18 protein-coding genes are annotated in these 18,103 nt (G+C 70.7%); 14 read left to right on the top strand and 4 right to left on the bottom strand.

Going from position 1 to position 18,103, the window contains the following annotated elements; translation table 11 throughout:
- The first annotated feature begins 198 nt into the window (after positions 1-198).
- Genes AQI88_RS26585 through AQI88_RS26575 form a run of 3 tightly spaced genes read left to right on the top strand, consistent with a single transcriptional unit; the run spans position 199 to position 3,547 of the window.
- Entirely contained in the window at positions 199-1,200 is a 1,002-nt protein-coding gene (locus tag AQI88_RS26585; protein WP_067003904.1) for a carbohydrate ABC transporter permease, read from the top strand.
- Positions 1,197-2,027, top strand: a complete 831-nt coding sequence (locus AQI88_RS26580; protein ID WP_067003902.1) for a carbohydrate ABC transporter permease — start codon at positions 1,197-1,199, stop codon at positions 2,025-2,027. Before AQI88_RS26585 ends, AQI88_RS26580 begins: the two co-directional genes overlap by 4 nt.
- A gap of 8 nt (positions 2,028-2,035) precedes the next feature.
- Complete coding sequence (locus tag AQI88_RS26575; protein WP_067003900.1) at positions 2,036-3,547, top strand: glycoside hydrolase family 3 protein; 1,512 nt, start codon at positions 2,036-2,038, stop codon at positions 3,545-3,547.
- Between the two features lie 248 nt (positions 3,548-3,795).
- Here AQI88_RS26575 and AQI88_RS26570 read toward each other — a convergent pair whose 3' ends face one another.
- Positions 3,796-4,317, bottom strand: coding sequence for a hypothetical protein (locus tag AQI88_RS26570; protein WP_067003898.1), 522 nt, complete (start codon positions 4,315-4,317; stop codon positions 3,796-3,798).
- Between the two features lie 992 nt (positions 4,318-5,309).
- Here AQI88_RS26570 and AQI88_RS26565 point away from each other — a divergent pair.
- A complete protein-coding gene (locus AQI88_RS26565) occupies positions 5,310-5,861 on the top strand; it encodes a hypothetical protein (RefSeq protein WP_067003896.1) in 552 nt (183 codons plus the stop codon).
- 57 nt (positions 5,862-5,918) lie between these two features.
- On the opposite strand, the gene AQI88_RS26560 is transcribed toward AQI88_RS26565, so the two are convergent.
- Entirely contained in the window at positions 5,919-6,908 is a 990-nt protein-coding gene (locus tag AQI88_RS26560; protein ID WP_067003894.1) for a GlxA family transcriptional regulator, read from the bottom strand.
- An 89-nt stretch (positions 6,909-6,997) separates the two neighbouring features.
- Here AQI88_RS26560 and AQI88_RS26555 point away from each other — a divergent pair, with 89 nt between their 5' ends.
- The 6 genes from AQI88_RS26555 to AQI88_RS26530 all read left to right on the top strand — a co-directional run bounded on the left by AQI88_RS26555 (position 6,998) and on the right by AQI88_RS26530 (position 12,995).
- Entirely contained in the window at positions 6,998-7,588 is a 591-nt protein-coding gene (locus tag AQI88_RS26555) for a cysteine hydrolase family protein (RefSeq protein ID WP_067003892.1), read from the top strand.
- A gap of 233 nt (positions 7,589-7,821) precedes the next feature.
- Positions 7,822-8,970 carry a hypothetical protein gene (locus AQI88_RS26550; RefSeq protein ID WP_067003890.1) on the top strand — a complete coding sequence of 383 codons (1,149 nt, stop codon included), beginning with the start codon at positions 7,822-7,824 and terminating at the stop codon, positions 8,968-8,970.
- 132 nt (positions 8,971-9,102) lie between these two features.
- Positions 9,103-10,308, top strand: a complete 1,206-nt coding sequence (locus AQI88_RS26545) for a CynX/NimT family MFS transporter (RefSeq protein ID WP_067003888.1) — start codon at positions 9,103-9,105, stop codon at positions 10,306-10,308.
- 111 nt (positions 10,309-10,419) lie between these two features.
- Positions 10,420-11,787 (top strand): MBL fold metallo-hydrolase, encoded by a 1,368-nt coding sequence (locus tag AQI88_RS26540; RefSeq protein WP_067003886.1) that lies wholly within the window; start codon positions 10,420-10,422, stop codon positions 11,785-11,787.
- Positions 11,788-11,859: 72 nt separating this feature from the next.
- Positions 11,860-12,252: a rhodanese-like domain-containing protein gene (locus tag AQI88_RS26535; protein WP_067003884.1), complete on the top strand. Its 393-nt coding sequence runs from the start codon at positions 11,860-11,862 to the stop codon at positions 12,250-12,252.
- Positions 12,249-12,995, top strand: coding sequence for a sulfite exporter TauE/SafE family protein (locus AQI88_RS26530; RefSeq protein WP_067003882.1), 747 nt, complete (start codon positions 12,249-12,251; stop codon positions 12,993-12,995). Before AQI88_RS26535 ends, AQI88_RS26530 begins: the two co-directional genes overlap by 4 nt.
- A 31-nt stretch (positions 12,996-13,026) precedes the next feature.
- On the opposite strand, the gene AQI88_RS26525 is transcribed toward AQI88_RS26530, so the two are convergent.
- Entirely contained in the window at positions 13,027-13,314 is a 288-nt protein-coding gene (locus AQI88_RS26525; RefSeq protein WP_067004169.1) for a metal-sensitive transcriptional regulator, read from the bottom strand.
- Positions 13,315-13,393: 79 nt separating this feature from the next.
- Here AQI88_RS26525 and AQI88_RS26520 point away from each other — a divergent pair, with 79 nt between their 5' ends.
- Positions 13,394-13,981, top strand: a complete 588-nt coding sequence (locus AQI88_RS26520; protein ID WP_067003881.1) for a rhodanese-like domain-containing protein — start codon at positions 13,394-13,396, stop codon at positions 13,979-13,981.
- Between the two features lie 104 nt (positions 13,982-14,085).
- On the opposite strand, the gene AQI88_RS26515 is transcribed toward AQI88_RS26520, so the two are convergent.
- Positions 14,086-15,765 carry an aminotransferase class V-fold PLP-dependent enzyme gene (locus AQI88_RS26515; RefSeq protein WP_244184330.1) on the bottom strand — a complete coding sequence of 560 codons (1,680 nt, stop codon included), beginning with the start codon at positions 15,763-15,765 and terminating at the stop codon, positions 14,086-14,088.
- Between the two features lie 654 nt (positions 15,766-16,419).
- Here AQI88_RS26515 and AQI88_RS46090 point away from each other — a divergent pair.
- The 3 genes from AQI88_RS46090 to AQI88_RS26500 form a co-directional block, all read left to right on the top strand.
- On the top strand, positions 16,420-16,668 hold the full coding sequence (locus tag AQI88_RS46090; RefSeq protein WP_067003877.1) for a hypothetical protein: 249 nt from the start codon (positions 16,420-16,422) through the stop codon (positions 16,666-16,668).
- Entirely contained in the window at positions 16,665-17,249 is a 585-nt protein-coding gene (locus AQI88_RS26505; protein WP_067003875.1) for a G1 family glutamic endopeptidase, read from the top strand. The genes AQI88_RS46090 and AQI88_RS26505 overlap by 4 nt, the downstream gene beginning before the upstream one ends.
- 582 nt (positions 17,250-17,831) lie before the next feature.
- Positions 17,832-18,103: D-alanyl-D-alanine carboxypeptidase (locus AQI88_RS26500; RefSeq protein WP_425264579.1), on the top strand; the 272-nt coding region annotated here is incomplete at its 3' end.

Genomic DNA, 18,103 nt, shown 5'->3' with positions numbered 1-18,103 from the left:
CACCGGTGAGCGGGGGCTGGTGCGTCCAGCTGCAAGGCGGAGGAGGGCGTCGACGCGGAGCGTCGGCAACCGACGACAACGCCGCAGATCGGCGTGCCAGGCCCCGCGATTCCGGCATGATCCGCCGGGCAGGCCCTGAGGACGCCCCCGGCTCAGTCGTTCGTACGGCCGGTTCGGCCACGGAAGAGATGACAACTCATGTCAGTGCAGACCGAAGGCACGGACACGGCCGGGGAGCCCGCTGTCCGCAAGGCCCGGACACCGGGGCCGCCGAGAGGTGAGGACCGCGCCTCGGGGTCCCCGTCCGGCAGCCGCGGTGCCGCCGCCCCCTATCTGCTCCTGCTGCCCGCGCTGCTGGCCACACTGATCCTGCTCGGCTGGCCCCTGGTGAAGAACGGCATGCTGTCGTTCCAGAACCTCAACCCGCGGCAGCTCATCCAGCACCTCACCGAGTGGAACGGCGTCGACAACTACAAAGAGGTCCTGTCCGGTTCGGACTTCTGGCACGTCGTCGAGCGCTCGGTGGTCTTCACCGCGGCCAACGTCGTCCTGATCATGCTGCTCGGCACCCTGGTCGGGCTGCTGCTGGCCCGCCTCGGCAAGAAGATGCGGCTGCTGCTCATGCTGGGCCTGGTCCTCGCCTGGGCCATGCCCGTCATCGCGGCCACCACCGTCTACCAGTGGCTGTTCGCCCAGCGCTTCGGCGTCGTCAACTGGGTCCTGGACAAGCTCGGCTGGCACTCCATGGCCGACTACAACTGGTTCGGCTCCCAGTTCTCCACCTTCTCCGTGATCACCCTGCTGATCGTCTGGCAGTCGATCCCGTTCGTGGCGATCAACCTGTACGCCGCCACCACCACGATCCCCAGGGAGCTGTACGAGGCCGCCTCGCTGGACGGCGCCGGCGCGTGGAAGAGCTTCACCTCGGTGACCTTCCCGTTCCTGCGGCCCTTCCTGTACGCCACGACCTTCCTCGAGGTCATCTGGGTCTTCAAGGCGTTCCCGCAGATCTTCGCGATGAACGAGGGCGGACCCGACCGCCTCACCGAGACCCTGCCGATCTACGCCTTCGTCGAGGGCGTCGGCAACCAGCACTTCGGTGTGGGCGCGGCGATCTCCTTCCTGACCATCCTGGTGCTGCTCGCCCTCACCTCGTACTACCTGCGCATGGTGCTCAAGCAAGAGGAGGACGAGCTGTGAAGCGCTCCGTCATCGGCCGTATCTGGCCTAACGCGACCGCCCTCATCCTCTTCGCGGGCTTCGCGTTCCCCGTCTACTGGATGTTCGCCACGGCCTTCAAGCCGACCGGCGACATCATCTCCGAGAACCCGGTGTGGTTCCCGACCGACGTCACCTTCGGCCACTTCAAGAAGGCCGTGGACGCCGACCACTTCTGGACCCTGGTGGCCAACTCCGTCACCGTCACGGTCAGCGCGGTGCTCCTGTCGCTCGTCATCGCCCTGTTCGCCGCCTTCGCGCTCGCCCGGATGCGGTTCAGGGGCCGGCGCGGCTTCATCGTGACCTTCATGCTGGCGCAGATGGCGCCCTGGGAGGTCATGGTCATCGCCATCTACATGCTGGTCCGCGACAACGACATGCTCGACAGCCTGGTCCCGCTCACCGTCTTCTACGCGATCATGGTGCTGCCCCTGACCATCCTGACGCTGCGCGGATACGTATCTGCTGTGCCGAAGGATCTCGAGGAGTCCGCGATGGTCGACGGCTGCACCCGGACCCAGGCCTTCGTCAAGGTCATCTTCCCGCTGCTGGCGCCCGGTCTGATGGCCACCTCGCTGTTCGGCTTCATCACCGCCTGGAACGAGTTCCCGCTCGTCCTGATCCTCAACAAGGACATCGAGAAGCAGACCCTGCCGCTGTGGCTGTCGCAGTTCCAGACCGCCTTCGGCGACGACTGGGGCGCCACGATGGCCGCCTCGTCCCTGTTCGCGCTGCCCATCCTGATCCTGTTCATCTTCCTGCAACGCAAGGCAGTCAGCGGTCTGACCGACGGCGCCGTGAAGGGATGACAACGCCGATGACAACGCTCGCCACGACTGCATCCGACAGCGGCTCCGCCGCGGGCGACACCCTCACCCGCGACGCCCTCGCGGTGCTGCAACCGGGGTTCGACGGCACCACCGCCCCGGACTGGGTGCGCCGCCGCCTCGGCGAAGGGCTGGCCTCCGTCGCCCTGTTCGGCCGCAACGTCGTCACCGAGGAGCAGGTCACCGCGCTGACCGCCGAGCTGCGCGCCGAGCGGGACGACCTGCTGGTGGCCATCGACGAGGAGAGCGGCGACGTCACCCGCCTGGACGTGCGCACCGGCTCCTCCTTGCCCGGCAGCCATGCCCTCGGCGCCGTCGACGACCCCGGCCTCACCCGGGGCGTGGCCCGTGAGCTGGGCCGCCGTCTGGCTGCCTGCGGCGTCACCTTCGACTGGGCGCCGTCCGCCGACGTCAACGCCGACCCCGACAACCCCGTCATCGGCGTGCGTGCCTTCGGCGCGGACACCGCGCTGGTCGCCCGGCACACCGCCGCCTGGGTCGAGGGGCTGCAGTCCACCGGCGTCGCCGCCTGCACCAAGCACTTCCCCGGGCACGGCGACACCAACGTCGACTCCCACCACGCCCTCCCGCGCATCGACGTGGACGCGGACACGCTGTACGAGCGCGAACTGCCGCCCTTCCGCGCCGCCATCGCGGCCGGCACCCGGGCCGTCATGAGCGCGCACATCCTCGTCCCCGCCCTCGACCCGGACCGCCCCGGCACCCTCTCCCGCCGCATCCTCACCGAGCTGCTGCGCGACGAACTCGGCTACCAGGGCCTGATCGTCACGGACGGCATGGAGATGCGCGCCATCTCCGGCACGTACGGCCTGGAGCACGGCGTGGTCCTCGCGATAGCGGCGGGCGCGGACGCGATCTGCGTCGGCGGCGGCCTGTGCGACGAGGCCACCGTGCTCAACCTGCGCGACGCGCTCGTGGCCGCCGTACGCTCCGGCGAACTGCCCGAGGAACGCCTGGCCGACGCAGCCGCCCGGGTGCGGGAGCTGGCGCGGTGGACGGCCGAGACCAAGAAGGGCGCCGAATCCGTCGTCCCCCAACCGCAGATCGGCCTCCTCGCGGCCCGCCGCGCCCTGACCGTGACCCGCGCCGGCTCCGCCGCACCAGTCACGGAACCGGTCTACGTCGCCCGGTTCCACCCGGCCCCGAACATCGCCGTCGGCGACGAGACCCCCTGGGGCGTGGCCGCCGAGCTGCGGCGGCTGCTGCCGGGCAGCACGGAAGGCTCCTTCAGCGGGCCCGACGCGGGCCGCGAGGCCCTCGCGGCGGCGGGCGGCCGCCGGGTCGTCGCCGTGGTCCGCGACGAGCACCGGCACGCCTGGATGGGCACCGCCCTCGACGCGCTGCTCGCTGCCCGCCCGGACACCGTCGTGGTCGAGATGGGCGTACCGCAGGCCCCGCCGCGCGGCGCCCTGCACATTGCCACCCACGGCGCCGCCCGCGTCTGCGGCGTGGCGGCGGCGGAGGCCGTCGTCGCGGGCTGAACCGCCCGTCCCACCACTGCGGCCGGCACCGAACGTCTCAGCGAGGCCCGGTGCCGGCCGTTTCATTGGCCCAACGGGCGGCACATCACGTGCAGTTGAGGGCCGAGGCTGTGCCGGCCGGGTCGCGGGCCTCCCTCGGACCGAACCGCGTGTGGCTCCCGTGCCCGGATCAGGCACGACTCGCCCGCCGCCACCGCCGGCATGACCGGTGAGGCGGGCGGGCGCCTTGGTGCCGTCCCTCTGGGGCTCTAGCCGTGGACCAGGGGAGAACCCGTCAGCTGCTGCGTGATGGGCCCGCGTCCGTCTCCCTCGATGTCGTAGACGATCGTGGCGTCGGCCGACCAGTACACCTCACCGTCATAGACGGCGGACGGAGCCGCGCAGGTGTTCACGGGCTCGTTCTGGAACCACGTGTAGTTGTCGTTGACCAGCTTGGTCAGGTCACAGGTCTTGCTGGTGACGACATGGTCCTCGGTGGTCTTGGTGAGGCGCTCTTCCAGCCGTGTCGTGATCTTGAAGCTGGTGAACCGCTTGGAGTTGTCGATGACCTGGTCGTCGAGGATCTGCCAGGACATCACCGACTTCGCGGTCATGTTCCCGTCCTTCAGCGTCCCACTGTTTTCGCCGTAGTACTCCGTCGTCGGCTTCTTGCCGGGGAAGGTGACGTCGAACTGCGTCGTCGTGGAGGCGGCAGCGGCCGGGCCGGCCAGCAGTACGCCAAGGGCGACGGCGGTCGAGGTGAGTCCGACAGCGGTCAGCGTTCTACGCATGAGCGTTCCTTAATGGTGTGTCCGGGGGCGTGGCGCACCCCCGGTTCATCCTCTTCGCAGGCAGGGTGTGTCCGATCACGCGCAGCACTGCGGATGGATGTTCCCCGTGGATGGTCGACGCCCCGGCGGGACAGGTCTGGTCCGATGCGCAGGGTGGGGCGGCCCGTCACTTTAGACACACCAGAAACAGCCACAGCAAGAGGTAAGTCTGCTGGTGGCGCAAAGTTGCCCTGGCAAGCGGAACCTGATCGGAATCCCGATGGTTGGCGAGATCACCCGGCAGAGCATGTGAACCAGCTCTGAAGCGGAAGGAGATGGGGGCCCTCCGCCAAGATCGGCAATGGCTGAAATTCGGCGTGTCGGCCGAGGGTGTGGGCCGGCGACCGGGCGTGGAGCGGCCGCCGGACCGGATGGAGGCCACTCCAGGGTCGGCGGAGGCGAAAATCGGCCAACGTTGAACTATCGACGGGGCCTCGGATGTCGTCCGTCGTGCACACCAATCCCACACACAAGTGCCGTAACATCCGCGGAATCTCACATTCCGGTGCCATGGTGCCGCCCAGGCGTAATCAAGCCACCTGCAAACCTCCTTGACGCCCAGGAGTGGTCTCGGCCTATCGTTGCCGCCGCGTAGGGGCAGCCTGACCAACCTGCCGAAACGCGCGCTGATCAACGACGGGGGAAACGTCATGGGGCGCATCGCCACGCCGCAGAACCAGCCATGTGCCGATGCCGGACGGGAGCTGGACATCACGCGCCGCTCGACGCGGCCCTTCTGAACCGAGGGGCAAGCGCCCCCGTTCCCGTGTTCCCAAGCCGATCGCGCCGGCCTGCCCGCCAGAGGCAGCCTGGTCGCGCGCCTGCGCACGGACACGGCGCCGGCCTTTCCGTTGGGGCTCGTGCTCGTTCCATCTCAACTCAACTCACCCACGGACACCGGACGTCCTGGCACCACCTCGGCCAGGGCACGTCCCGAAGGGAAGAACACTTCCATGCGCACTCTCACACGTATGGCTGCCGTCGGCGCGGCGCTCGCCGCCACGGCCCTGGCCGCCCCGCAGGCCATCGCCCAGAACGCTCCCGCGAGCGGACAGCACATCGCGGGTACCAGTGTTCAGCTGTCGCCGAAGGCCGCTCGGAACGCGCAGACCCGTGCGCTCGCCGCGGCCAACCCCACTGCCGTCAGCGCAGCGGCGACGCTCTGCGGGAGTGGCTACAAGCTGGACAACGCAGAGCAGCTCCCCGACTCCCGCCGCTTCGGCACCCTGTTCACCTACACCAAGTACGTGGGCGGGGTACACGGAGTCTGTTCCCTGTTCGACAACAACCTCGGGACCGCCAAGCACATGAAGCTGAAGCTCTGTGCCGGCCTGACGGCCTTGGGGTGCAAGACCGACGAGGGCACCTTCAAGGACTACGCGGGCCCCGTGAAGATCGAGAACCGCGACCCCCTGGCCGTCATCTGCGCGCCGGTCACCGCCATCATGTGGTCCGACGGGGTTGCGATCATCGACCGGCAGAGGTCGTCCACGGCCTGCGACTGACATCACCTCGGCCCGGACCGTCACCCCGGCCGCCCCGCCCCGTTGACGGTCCGGGTCCTAACCCGAGTGCCGGAACCGGCTCCGGTACTCCGTGGGCGTCGTGTTCAGTCGGCGCCGGAACGCCCGGATGAGGGTGTCGACGGTGCCGAAACCGCAGGCGGACGCCACCCTTTCGAGGGTGTCGTCCGTGGTTTCGAGCCGGTTGCGGGCCACTTCGACCCGCGCGGACTCGATGTAGGCGGCGGGGGTCATGCCGAGCTCGGTCTTGAAGATCCGGGTGAGCTGCCGTTCGCTGACGTGGGCGCACTCGGCGAGGTCGGTGATGGTGAGGGGATCGGCGAGGTTCCGGGTGATGTGATGCCGCAGGTCGGCCATGCGCCGCGTGGTCGAGACCGGCTCGATGGGCACGCTGAACTGGCTCTGCCCGCTGGGCCGTTTCAGGTACATCACCAGCTGCCGGGCCACCCGCAGTGCCACGGCCTCGCCGTAGTCCTCGGCCACCAGCGCGAGCGAGAGATCGAGACAGGCGGTGATGCCCGCCCCGGTCCACACGTCCCCGGCCCGGATGAAGATCGGGTCGGCGTCGACCTCGACGGCCGGATGGTCGGCGGCGAGCTGCTGTGCGGTCGACCAGTGGGTGGTGGCGCGCTTGCCGTCCAGCAGTCCTGCGGCGGCGAGGAGGTGCGCGCCCACGCAGACGGACGCGACGCGCCGGGCCCGGCAGGCCAGTTCCCTCACCCGGCCGACGACGGCGGGATCGGTGAGGGCGTGCACGCGCCGCTGGTCGTCCACGTCGACCGAGCCGGGAACCAGGAGGGTGTCGATGACGCGCCCGGACACCTCCCCGAAGGTGGTGTCGGGCAGGACGCGCACCCCGGCCGCGGTGGTGACCGGGTCCATGGTCTCGGCGGCCAGGACGACCCGATACCCCGTCTCGTCGTCCGTCTCCCGCCGCAGCAGGGCGAACACCTCGGGGGGACCGGTGACATCGAGCAGGTCGACGCCGGTGAACAGCATGATGACGATCAGCCGGTTGATGCTGTCCATGGGCTCCGTCCGGTCGGTGAGCGGTGGGTGTCCGGATCTGCAAGTTACATGACATTGTTGCCATGGCGGGCGGCTCCTAGCGTGGAGCTGTGACTACAACAACCCTTCGTGAACTCAACGGCTTCGACCAGACCCCGGCCTCGCTGGCCGATGCGACGCTGATCCTGATCGACTACCAGAACACCTACACCCGCGGCGTGATGGAGCTGGAGGGGTGGGAACCCGCCCTGGACGCCGCCGCCGGCCTCCTCGCCCGCGCCCGCAGCGCCGGTGCGAAGGTCATCCACGTCATCAACGACGGCGGCGAGGGCACCCCGTACGACATCCGGGCCGAGATCGGCCAGATCCACCCCCGCGTCGCCCCGGTCGACGGTGAGACGGTCGTCGTCAAGCAGGTGCCCAACGCGTTCCTCGACACCGACCTCGGCGACCACGTCGACGCCGCCGGCCGCAAGGACGTCGTCATCGCCGGGTTCATGACCCACATGTGCGTGGCCTTCACCGCCCAGGGCGCGTTCCTGCGCGGCAACCGGCCCACCGTCGTCGCCGACGCCTCCGCGACCCGTCCGCTGCGCACGGCGGTGGCCGAGGTGAGCGCCGAGCAGGTCCACCACGGCGCGCTCGCCACCATCGAGGACCTCTACGGGGTGGTCGTCCCGTCGGTGTCCGCGCTGAGCTAGCACGGCGCCGCTCTCGGAATTCATTGTTCCGAACCCCGGTTTTTGAATCCAGGATTCCGAATCGAATCTTCCGAATCCTGGATTCCGGAATTACGTGCAGTCTGATCGCACAGGCCATTGATGTGAGCCCTGTGTCTTGGGACGGTACTTTCTTTCCCCCTCGGCGGGATAGCGTCATGCCCGTTGGGCGCGGATGGGGATCCGCGCACCTTTCCGAGGGGGAAAGAAAGAACGTGGCAACACGCAGAACATTTATCGGCAGCGCCACCGCGGTCGGTGCCGCAGCCCTGGTCGGCAGCGCCACCGAGGCGTCCTTCGCGGCGGACGGCCCGCCCGGTGCGGACCCGGCGCAGGCACAGAGCCAGGCCCGCGACGCGATCCGCGCGGTCAACGCCGACATGCGGCGCAACTACGCCGCGCTCAAGTCGGAACTGATCAAACACCTGGGCCCGGTCATCATCGTCCAGAACGACGCCAAGGGCGGGAAGTACTTCCTGGTCCACCATGGCGAGACGATTTCCGAGCAGCCGGTCTCCGAGATATTCGAGCTGGCGAAGTCGATCGCCCATATTTCGCTGGGCATATTCTCCGTCCTCGCGCCGTATCTCAACAAGCGGGTGCCGGCGCAGCACACCGACGACATCGACCCGCACGACCTGGAGATGGTCGCGTTCAAGGGTCCCGAGACGGACGGCTGGGTCCAGCCGCTCCAGGACTTCGCCGCCACCATCACCACCGCCCGGAAGAAACTCGAGGCGGCGAACCTCCCCGCGAAGCTCCAGGCCTCCAGCACGCACATCCTCGACGGTGCGCTGAAGTTCATCGACGACGCCACCAAGCGCCGTTCCTTCGACATGAAGTCCTATGAGGACTTCTCCGGCGGCGTGTACGGCGACATCCGCACCAACATGTACCACGCGGCCAAGGTGCAGATCGCGGGCGTCAAGGACATCATGACCCGCTGGAAGGCGAAGGTCGGGGACAAGGCGTGGCCGGGCCTCTACGTCGTCGTCCTGTCCATCTGGACCACGTCCGTGCTCAACCAGAACAGCATCATCATCAAGAACCACATGGACCAGGACCAGGTCGGCACCCACCTGATCGACCTGTCCACCGCCCAGCTTCCGGACGACCCGGTCTTCATCGCGCTCGACAACCTCGCCCGCATCGTGCAGGACAACATCGCGGCCGAGATGGTCTTCCCGGTGGACCAGGAGATCGCGGACGCGCTCAAGGGCAAGCAGGACCTGCTCTCCACGGAGATCGAGGACCAGCTGGGCGCGGGCGCGGGCGCTGCCGTCGCAGGCGGTGTCGCGGACCAGGCGGCCTGCCCCTTCCACAAGAAGTCGGCACAGCGCGCGACTGCGCGGCTGAACGCATAGCAGTCAAGAGGTGCGCCCGGCTGGGGGGCCGGGCGCACCGGCAGGACAACGGACACGGCTTCCTCCACGACGGCCGGCGCGAACCGCCGGCCCCGGGAGGGAGCCGTTGTCTTGTGACCAACGGGGGGACCCATGGACTTCACTCTCACCATCAAACGCCTGTCCGCACTGTGGCCCGTCGCCGGGCTGGTGCTGCTGGCACTGAATCTCCGCGCGGCGATCACCGGGGTGTCGCCGCTGCTGGACCATCTGCGCACCGTGTCCGGGCTCAGCGGGCTCGACGTGAGCGTGCTGACCGCGCTGCCCGTGCTGTGCCTCGGCGGATTCGCCTGGCTCGCACCGCCGCTGGCCCGCCGGGTGGGCCTGGAGGCGGCGGTGGCGGGCGGCCTCGCCCTGATCGCCGGGGGAGTGCTGCTGCGGTCGGTGCCGTCACCGGTCGCACTGTTCGCCGGCACGGTGCTGGCGGGAGCCGGTATCGCCATCGGCAACGTCCTCATGCCGGTGGCCGTCAAACGCCATTTCCCCGACCGGACAGGGGTGTTCACGGGGCTGGCGATGATGCTGATGTCGGCCAGCGGCGCCCTGGCCGCCGCCATGGCTGTACCCCTCGACACCGCCGCCGGCTGGCGCACGGCCCTCGCGGTGTGGGCGGCCCCTGCCCTGCTCGCCGCGCTGACCTGGGCGCCGTCGGCCTGGCGCGGCCGGCACGAACGCCCCCAACTGCTCCCGTCCGCACCGGAGGCCGCACACGGATCGCTGCTGCGCTCCCCGCTCGCCTGGTCGGTGGCGGCCTTCCTGGGTACCGTGTCCCTGCTGTTCTACGTGCTGGTGGCCTGGCTGCCCACGATCATGCGCGACAACGGCTTCCCGCCGGCCGAAGCCGGGATGATGGTCTCGGCCCTGCAGATCATCAGCGTTCCCCTCGGCCTCGCCGTCCCCGTGGCCGCCGCCCGGATGCCCGGCCAACGGCCCCTGGTCATCGGCGTGGTCGTGGCCATGACGGTGGGACTGGCCGGCCTCCTTCTCGCCCCCGGGGCGGGCTGGCTGTGGGTGGCCGTTCTCGGACTCGGCACCGGAAGCGCCTTCCCGCTGGCCTTCGCGCTGCTGAGCCTGCGCTCGCCGAGCCCGCAGATCGCGGCGCGCCTGTCGGGCATGGCGCAGACCGTCGGCTACCTGACGGCCGGGGCCGGCCCGCTGGCCATCGGGGTGCTGCACGACGCCACCGGCGGCTGGAAGTTCCCGCTCGTGCTCCTGCTCGTCCTGCTGCTCCCCGAGACCGCCTTCGGCCTCCTGGCCGCCCGCGCCGGCTTCGTACACCTCTCCGCCTGCGAGGCGTGACGAGGCGATCCCCGGGGCTTTCTCTGCCTTTGAAAATACCCCCGGGGGTAATCGTGCTACCGTCGATGACATACCCCCTGGGGTAATTTATCGACGGAAGGGAGTCACCCCGTGTTCTTCGTCGACACGATCGAGGTGTCGGGACTCGGCAACCGGAGCTATCTGGCAGGTGGCGGACGGACGGCGGTGGCGGTCGACCCGCCGCGCGACATCGACCGGGTGATCGCGGCGGCGGCGCGGCGCGGGGTGCGGATCTCGCACGTGGCCGAGACACACATCCACAACGACTACGTCACCGGCGGCCTGGAGCTGGCCCGGGTCACGGGCGCCGCCTACCTCGTTCCCGCCGGGGCCCGCGTCTCCTTCGAGCGCACACCGGTCGAGGACGGCGACCGTACGGTGATCGACGCCGCCGCCGGGCTGACCCTGCGCGCGGTGGCGACGCCCGGGCACACACCGCACCACACGTCCTATGTGCTGGAGGAGGGCACAGCGGCGGTCTCGGTGTTCACCGGCGGATCCCTGCTGATCGGCACCGTCGGCCGCCCCGACCTCGTGGAGCCGCGCCTGACCGAGCACCTCGCCCGCGCACAGCACGCCTCCGTGCACCGCCTGGCCACCGAGTTGCCCGACGACACGGCGGTGCTGCCCACGCATGGCTTCGGCAGCTTCTGCTCGTCCGCCCAGGCGCAGGGGAACTCCACCACCATCGGCAAGGAGAGGGCGTCCAACGAGGCCCTTACCCGGGACGTGGACGCCTTCGTCGCCGACCTGCTGGCCGGCCTGGACGACATTCCGGCCTACTACGCGCACATGGGTCCGGCGAACGCCGCGGGGCCCGCGCCGGTCGACCTGACACCGCCCGCCGTGGCGGACGCGGACGAGATCGCCGCCCGGCTGGCCGCGGGGGAGTGGGTGGTGGACCTGCGCAACCGCGTCGCGTTCGCCGCCGGGCATGTCGCGGGCTCGTTCAACTTCGAGGCCGGGGGCCAACTGGCCTCCTATCTGGCCTGGCTGATCCCGTGGGGCAAGCCGGTCACGCTGCTCGCGGAGTCCGCCGAGCAACTCGCCGCGGCGCAGCGTGAGCTGGTCCGCGTCGGCATCGACCGCCCGGCCGCCGCGGCCACCGGGGAACCGGGCGGCTGGGTCCGCCCGGACGAGACCCTGGCCTCCTTCCGCCGGGCCGCCTTCGCGGACCTGGCCGGCCGGTACCCGGCGCAGGACGTCGTCCTCCTTGACGTGCGGCGGACCTCGGAACGCGCGGGCGGGTCGATCGAGGGCTCGGTCCACATCCCGCTCCACACCCTGCACCGCCGCCTCGACGAGATACCCGACGGCCGGGTGTGGGTGCACTGTGCGGGCGGCATGCGCGCCGCCGTCGCCGCCTCCCTGCTGGACGCGGCCGGCCGCGACGTCGTCGCCGTGGACGACGCCTTCGCCGTGGCCGAGGACGCCGGGCTCCCGGTCCGCACCGGCTGACCGCACCGGATGCCGAAGACATCCGTGCCGACTCTCCGTACCGACCAGGGAAAACAGGAGCGCAAAGCCACGATGAGCATCTTCCGCCGAGACCTGGGTGCCCCCGGCCGGGTGACCGTCCAGGAGGCTGCCGCCCGCACCGGCCACGGGAATGCCGCCGACAGCAGGGGGGACGACGCCGTGCTGCTCGATGTCCGCGAACCCGCCGAGTGGGAGGCGGGCCATGCGCCAGGAGCGCTGCTTCTGCCGCTGTCCGCGCTATCCGCCGGGGCCGGGCTGCCCGCACCCGAGCAGGCGCGGCCGCTCGTCGTGATCTGCCGCTCGGGCAACCGCTCGCGGCAGGCGGCCGAGCTGCTGGTCGCGCAAGGAGCGGACGCCGTGGACGTGATCGGCGGCATGCGGGACTGGGCCGGCGCGGGACTGCCCGTGGTGGACGCGCAGGGCGGGAACGGGACCGTCGCGTGAGCGTTCTCCTGTTCGCGCTGGCCGCCGGGGCCGTCATCGGACTGGCGCTCGGTGCGCTCGGGGGCGGCGGCAGCGTCCTGGCCGTCCCGGCCCTGATCTACCTGCTCGGCTTCACCCCGGTCGCGGCCACCACCGCCAGCCTGGTCGTCGTCAGCGTCACGTCGGCCACCGCGCTGTCCGCGCACGCCCGGGACGGTCATGTCCGGTGGCGGACCGGGCTGTTGTTCGCCGCGGCGGGGATCGTCCCCGCGCTGCTGGGCGGCGCGCTCGCCGGGCGCCTGCCCGCGGCCGCCCTGACGGCAGCCTTCGCTGTGGTGGCGGGGACGGCCGCGGTGCGGATGCTGCGGCCCCGCCCCGCATCGGACACCACCCGGCCGGTGCGACCGGGTCGGGCGGCGGCCGCGGGCGCCGGGCTCGGCGCGGTCACCGGTGTCCTCGGCGTCGGCGGCGGCTTCCTCGCCGTGCCCGCACTGGTGAGCGTGCTCGGCATGCGCATGCGGGACGCGGTCGGCACCAGCCTGCTGGTGATCACCGTCAACTCGCTGGCCGCGCTGGCGATGCGGGCCGGTACGGCCGAAGGGCTGGACTGGGCCGTCATCGCGCCCTTCGCCGGGGCGGCGATCCTCGGCGCCTGGGACGGCCGGCGCCTGGCCGCCAAGGTGTCCGGGGGCGCGCTTCAGCGCACCTTCGCCCTGGTGCTCCTGGCCGTGGCCGGATTCATGATGATCGACGCGGTGCTGTGATGCACCACCGCCCACCGCCGCGCGCGAGCCCTCACGCGAGCGACAGGAAGAGCCTCTCCAGACGGGCCCGCATCTTCTCGGGGTCCTCGCCGCTCTTGGTGCCGGACTCCATGTCGGCGATGCACCGCTGCAGGCCGGTGGCGATGAGCGCGAAACCGGCCCGGTCGAGCGCCCGTGACGCGGCGGCGAGCTGCGTGATCACTTCCTCGCAGTCGCGGCCTTCCTCGATCATCCGGATCACCCCGGAGATCTGTCCCTGCGCACGGCGCAGACGGTTCAGGACGGACTTCAGCTCCGCACCCGCGAGTTCCAGTTCCACCATCGCTCCTCGACCCATACCCCTAGGGGTACTGTACGTCCCGGTTCGGGACGGCGTCGACCATCAAGGATCACATGCCATGACCGCTCCCCTCGCCCCCGTCACCCTCCGCGCCGACCAGGTCCGCACCCGGCTGCCCGAGCTGACCGTCATCGACGTGCGCACCCCCGGTGAGTACGCTTCCGGCCATCTGCCGGGGGCCCTCAACATCCCCCTGGACCGGATCAGGCGCACCCTGCCCGAGCTCCGGCACGCCGCCGAGCGCGGCGACGTCCTGTTCGTGTGCGCCTCCGGAGCCCGCTCCGAGAACGCCGGGAAGCTGCTGGCCGAGCAGGGCGTCCGCACCGCCACCCTGGCGGGCGGCACCGGCGCCTGGGCCGCGGCGGGCCATGACCTGGAGCGGCCCGCGGCCTGCGACACCCGGGCCGGGTGGAGCATGGAGCGGCAGGTCCGTTTCACCGCGGGAGCGCTGGTCCTCCTCGGGATCGTCCTCGGCCTGCTCGTGCATCCGGCCTTTCAGATCCTGTCGGCGGGCATCGCGGGCGGCCTCGTCTTCTCCGCGCTCACCGACACCTGCGGCATGGCGGTCGTGCTCGGCAAGCTGCCGCACAACCGTCCGCACGCGGCCGATCTCGATGCCGTGCTCGCCGCGTTGCGCAGTCACTGACCCGCGCGCCTCGGGCGCCCGCGCACACGGCGCGGGCGCCCGATTCGTCGTCGTGACGGCGCTGCGCCCCACCTCTCATATACCCGGTGGGGTATAGGAGGCGCTCAGCCCGCGCCGAGCCGGGTTCGCTCCAGGCAGACGGGAGGCAGCGGGAACCAGCGCATGCGCTCGAAGTCGGCGGGCAGACCGGTGGGGCCCTCCTCCAGCCGGCCGGAACGGGAGCCGAGCACCTCGCGGGCACGTTCGAGCTGACCGGCCAGCGCGTCCTCGCCCAGCCGGCGGCGCGGGGAGGTGGGGGCGGCGATCCGTCCGTCGGCGGTGAAGCGCACATCGGTCAGCCGCAGCAGGGGACCGGCGGCGCCGGTGTGGTGGTGCCACTGGCCCGTGCGCGGGTCGAAGCGGTAGTCGGGCAGGAGCCGGTGGCCGTGCGTGGCGATCAGGTCGACGGCCTCGACCAGGTAGTCGCGGACCGCGTCGCTGATGAAGTAGTTGAAGTTGACGCGGGTCCAGCCCAGCTTGATGCCGTCGCAGCCGCGCGCGACCTCGTCGAGCAGGGCGTGCGAGGTGGCCGTGTCGATCGCCAGCAGACGGTGGCCGTACGGTCCTGCGCAGGAGCAGCCGCCACGGGCCTGAATGCCGAACAGGTCGTTGAGCAGGGCGACGACGTAGTTGTGGTGCAGATACGAGCCGTCGCCGTGGCGGATGCGGAAGGAGACGATGGACAGCCGGCGGGCGTGCCGGTTCCCGAGGATCTCCATGCCGGGGTTGGCGGACCAGCGTGCCAGCGCATGGCGCAGGTGGCTTTCCTCGGCGGCCTGGATGGTGTCGGTACCGACGGCCTGCTTGAGCCTGAAGACCAGCCCGGCCCGGACGGATTCGACGATCGCCGGGGTGCCGCCCTCCTCGCGGGCGACCGGGTCGTCCAGGTAGCGATGGCCGAGGGGATCGACGAAGGTGACCGTGCCGCCGCCGGGCGTGGTGGGCACACGGTTGCGGATCAGGTCCCGGCGGACGACGAGGACACCCGGAGTCTGTGGGCCGCCGACGAACTTGTGCGGCGACAGGAAGACCGCGTCCTTGTGGTCACCCGCGCCCGGCGCGCTCGCCGCGACCCGGATCGGAACGTAGGGAGCGGCGGCCGCGTAGTCCCAGAACGACAGGGCGCCGTGCGCGTGCAACAGGCGCGCGACGCGGTCGGTGTCGGTCAGGATCCCGGTGACGTTCGAGGCGGCCGAGAAGCTGCCGATGCGCAGCGGGCGGCCGGCGTACCGGCGCAGGCCCGCCTCCAGCGCGCCGAGGTCGATGTGGCCGTCGGGGTCCTCGTCGATCACCACCACGTCGGCGATCGACTCGCGCCAGGGCAGTTCGTTGGAGTGGTGCTCGTAGGGCCCCACGAACACCACGGGCCGCTCGGCCGGGGCCGGCGGGTCCGGGCGGCGCAGTTCCAGGATGCCGACCAGCTTGTTGACCGCGGCGGTGGCTCCCGAGCCGCAGAAGATCACCAGGTCGTCCTCGGTGCCGCCGACCGCGTCCCGGACGATCCCGCGGGCGTCCTCGCGCAGCCGGGTCGTCTGCAGGCCGGTACGGGAGCTCTCGGTGTGGGTGTTGCCGTAGCCCGGCAGCACCTGCTCGCGGATGAAGTCCTCGATGAAGTCGAGCGAGCGGCCGGAGGCGGTGTAGTCGGCGTAGACGATCCGCTTCGGGCCGTAGGGGCCGTCCAGCACCTCGTCGTCGCCGATGAGCCCGCGGCGTATGCGCTCCAGCAGCGCCGGCGCGGTCGGCAACGATAACGACAGGGCGCTCATGACTGAGGCCCGCGGTCGCTCGTGGGCGGCTGTCGACATAGGTCCACTCTGTGGCGCTGCGCTGAGCTGCCGGTCATGGCCGGGCCTTTCGCGTCGGCGCCGACCGCTGCCGACGTCCAGTCGACCGCGGACGGCGCGGCGGATCAAGAGGTCGACGGGGTGCGGCAAGGGCCGTGAAGCCCTCCCGCGAGCCGTCGCGTGACATACCCTACCGGGTATTTCGCCAGGGGGAACGGGGTGAATCAGCCGCCCGCCGGGAGGGTGTCGTACGACGAGCACGAGCCGTGCGCGGAGACCGGAAGACCCTCCAACGCACCCGCCGTCCCCAGGAGTTCGCCGTCGGCGACGCGGCAGGGAAGCCGCCCCGGGCGGCGTGCACGGTCTCCCGCGTCGAGCGGTTTCGGCCGCTGACCAAAGGAGTGCCACGGCAGTCATCGCCACCGTGGCGTACGCACGGTGCCGGCACTGGACACACCGGTCGGGCAACTGAGCCGACGCGGCGGCATCGCGCGCCGCGGGCGCCTCCAGGGTCCGGGCAGACGGGGTGCGGATACGCACCAGGGGGGACGGCGCGAGGGGGGCTCGCTCGTGTACTTGAGCATGCGTTGGGTCAGAAGGCTTCGGGGGCGGCGCATGTGGCCGCTGGCACTGGCACTGCTGGTCGCGGTCGCCCTGCCGACCGGCTTTGCACGCCAGGCTTCAGCCGCCCCGCCGATCGGGGTCATCGGCGATCCGGGCTTCGAGGAGCAGACCCACCGGACGATTTCAGCCCCATGGTCGGGCGAAGGCCCCGACTACAAGGGCATCGACATGTGGCGCGGGTACCAGAAGACCGGCGACATGAACGGATCGCGTTCCAGTTGCGGCTGGATGTACGGATGAAGGAGGAGAACTACGGCAAGGTCCGTACGCCCGGCGCCTACCAGTACGTACACGTGGCGTTCAACTCGGGAGCCGACACCTCCATCACCGTCTTCATCGGCTACGTCGCACCGGGCGCCGACTCGTGGGTCCAGATCGACGACGTCTACCTCGCGCCCCCCTACGGCAACTGGGCCGGCTACGTCGTCCCCAGCAGCCCACGGAACACCGCTCCCACCGCCGTGACCGCGAGCTGGGTCGAACCCTCCTTCCCCTGCGCGGACACCGCCGCTCCCGACCACGTCTCGGACTGGGTCGGCCTGGACGGCCTGGACCACGGTCCCTACGAGAGCCTGGTACAGATCGGCACTGCCGCGAGCTGCGACAACAGGGACCCGCACACCGGAGCGCGCGTCCTCGTGCACCAGGCGTTCTGGGAGGTGATCAACGGCGGGCAGGACACCGGGGAGCAGCCCGTGCCCGGCAACCGCCCGGTGGCGGCAGGCGACACCATGTCCGCCTCGGTGGTACGACGGTCGAGCGACCCGACGACCTACGTGCTGCCCCTCAGCAACCTCACCCGCCACTGGACGGCACCCTGACCGAGCGCGCGCCCTACGCGAGGTCCGAGAGCGCCGAGATCATCACCGAACAGCCGGGGGCGATCCACGGCGCCATCTGGCCCAGGCACCTGTCCGTCCCCTTCTCCTACGTCACCGTGGACGGTGGCCCCCTGGACCACTACGAGGTGATCACCCAACGCGGCCGACGCCCGGTCACGGGCACGGTCTACGCGCCGTCGCCGTCCTGGTGGCCCGCAAGGTTTCTTCCGGCGTCCTCGCCGACCTCCGCGACCAGGTGAACGTCCTCGACGCTGCGGAGCGCCATTGATTGGCCCCCGAACTCACCTGGTGAACAACTCCGCGGCCTGTGAGCGTGGTACGCACCGTCGGCTTCCGGGCTCATCCGGGACCGGCCGAAACGCTGAGTCCGCCGGGCCGGTGAGCACACCGCACTTCTGCCTTTCCTTGCCCAGGCCCCCATTCCTGAAAGCCTTGCAACCCCATGAGCAACCTGACTGCCGAGACGCCGCCGAACGCCTTCGCCCGGGTGGCAGACGTCGGCACCGCAAGCCCAGACAGAGCGGCACCGGCATCGGTCTGCGCCGGGCCCTCGTCCTCGCCATGGCCGTGCCGGTGTCGTCCGCCGCGCTGGCGGGTCCGTCCGCCTTCGCCGCCGACAACGGCGTCGGGGCGACGGCCAAGACCGACGACCTGGACGCCACCGACCAGCAGATGGCCACGAACCTCCAGACCCGCGTACTCGACCAGCGGCTGGGCACGGACGTGAGCGGTGTGGTCCTCGACGCGGACTCGGACACCACGATCTGGGGCCACAACGCCTCCACCGCGCTGATGCCGGCGTCCAACGCCAAGCTCGCCACGTCGACCGCCGG

It is taken from the genome of Streptomyces cellostaticus (assembly GCF_001513965.1).
GTDB classification, from domain to species: Bacteria; Actinomycetota; Actinomycetes; order Streptomycetales; family Streptomycetaceae; genus Streptomyces; species Streptomyces cellostaticus.
Note: the sequence above shows the minus strand (reverse complement) of the source record. Positions and strands in the feature narration are given on the sequence as shown.